This is a genomic window from Phyllobacterium sp. P5_D12, from assembly GCF_054049495.1.
On the sequence record NZ_JBFUMG010000748.1, the window covers coordinates 1 to 1,707 of the forward strand.

A 1,707-nucleotide genomic window follows, 5' to 3' on the forward strand; every position below is an offset into this window, starting at 1 on the left:
CGACCCCTCCGTCATCCTCGGGCTTGACCCGAGGACCCAATTGAGAGGGTCAATCACAGCGCAGCGTTCTTGTCTCACGAGAAAGTGTGGGTCCTCGGGTCAAGCCCGAGGATGACGGAGAGGAAGGCGAGTTTCAGTCAAACCCTGAAATGCGCTAGCGGCAGGCGCGATGTCCGCTCCGGCGTTGCATCAGATCGAAATGGAAATGTGTGCGATGAAACCTGTCATAGCCGGGACCAAGAACCGTCGAGAAGTAATCGCAGGCATCCGAGCGTACGGTGTTCAGCAGTCCGCGCTGGCGGAATGAAAACCAGCCGGGCTTTTGCACCTGGATATCCTTGCCATTGTTGAGCGTGATCTTCGAAATGTCGAGCGCATTCCCCTTGGAATGTTCCGACATGCTTCTCCCGCGCTGGTTGCTCATCGTGCGGCAGGAATAGCTCGATGCCTGATGAATCGTGTTGATACCGGAAAGATAACGCAGGCGTGTTGAGGGTGCGAGATCGCCTTTGACCCAACGTGCGAAAGCAAGTGTCATCTGGCAATTCAGCGTGGCACTCGGCTTGAGCCTGATGCGTCCACTGGCAAATCCGCTGACGGTCAGCGGGTGGTCGATCTTGCAGACGCCCCCGTCATTGATGGGTTCCCGCTCCTGAAACACAACACCAAGCTGTTTGAGCTGGGTACGACAGGCAATGTCACTGCCAGACATGGCGAGCGCACTTTCGCTGCGCGCGATGGGATCCCTGATCCCGCCCGCGTAGCCGTAGCTTTCGGCGTCGTCGGAGGCCGGTTCGGATTCCGGTAGTGAGTAGGGCTTCGGCTCTGCGACTTGCGGAGCCTCCGGTACGATAATTCTATCCTGTTGCGGTTCGGCGTCCGGTACGGAAAGGACTTCGGGCCGCTGTGTGGCGAATTCGTCCGACTGCGGGGGCGGTTGCTGCTGGGGTTCCTCGGCGGTGACCTGCATGCTTTCTTCGCTTGCAAGCGATTGGCTGGCAACTGACGTGTCCCCGCTGCCAACATCCGCCATGGGTCGCCGCACATCGCCCATGCCGCAACTGCTTAGCGCTGTCGACGTGAAAAGGACAAGCACGATCGAAACCGCTCTAAAACGCGCGGCGGACGACAACGCAATACTCATGTCACCACATCCCCTTTGCCCCGTTACGCAGGCGGATGCAGCTAAAAATAGAGGCAAATTGTAAAGGAATGGTCAGCGTCTCTCTTAAGACCTTCGTCGAAAATGTGATCCGATGCTGGTTGATCCCGGCTTGATTTTGCTGCAATCACCGCGGCAACTGTTTTTCCATCTCCTTCCTCCCGGAAACTATCCATGACATCTCTGTTTTCACCCTACCTCATGCCGATCTTCCTGCTTGCGGCGTCAAATGTGTTCATGACTTTTGCCTGGTACGGCCATTTGAAATATCCGATGGCGCCGCTCACGCTGGTGGTTTTCATCAGCTGGGGTATTGCGCTGATGGAATATTGGCTGGCCATTCCTGCCAACCGCATCGGTCACACGGTTTATACGACAGCCGAGCTGAAAACGATGCAGGAAGTCATCACGCTCGTAGTGTTCAGCCTGTTTTCAGTATTTTACCTGAAGGAATCCTTCACCTGGCAGCACGTAGCCGGTTTTGTGTTGATAGCCGGCGGCGCAACCCTGATCTTCAAGGCCTGAGACTTAAGGGGTCCTGACCC

General features: G+C 56.4%; 2 protein-coding genes. One reads left to right on the top strand and one right to left on the bottom strand.

Translation table 11 applies throughout. The features are described from left to right. Positions 1-154: 154 nt before the first annotated feature. The gene (locus tag ACXJ5O_RS26005) at positions 155-1,144 is read right to left on the bottom strand and encodes an extensin-like domain-containing protein (RefSeq protein WP_457302430.1); all 990 of its coding nucleotides are present in this window, start codon (positions 1,142-1,144) and stop codon (positions 155-157) included. A 192-nt stretch (positions 1,145-1,336) separates the two neighbouring features. Here ACXJ5O_RS26005 and ACXJ5O_RS26010 point away from each other — a divergent pair, with 192 nt between their 5' ends. Continuing rightward, positions 1,337-1,687: a DMT family protein gene (locus ACXJ5O_RS26010; protein ID WP_112530703.1), complete on the top strand. Its 351-nt coding sequence runs from the start codon at positions 1,337-1,339 to the stop codon at positions 1,685-1,687. Positions 1,688-1,707 lie beyond the last annotated feature (20 nt).

Bases quoted from the DNA above. Each gene is read 5' to 3' on its own strand.
- ACXJ5O_RS26010 (WP_112530703.1), top strand. From the start codon at position 1,337: ATGACATCTCTGTTTTCACCCTACCTCATGCCGATCTTCCTGCTTGCG.
- ACXJ5O_RS26005 (WP_457302430.1), bottom strand. From the start codon at position 1,144: ATGAGTATTGCGTTGTCGTCCGCCGCGCGTTTTAGAGCGGTTTCGATC.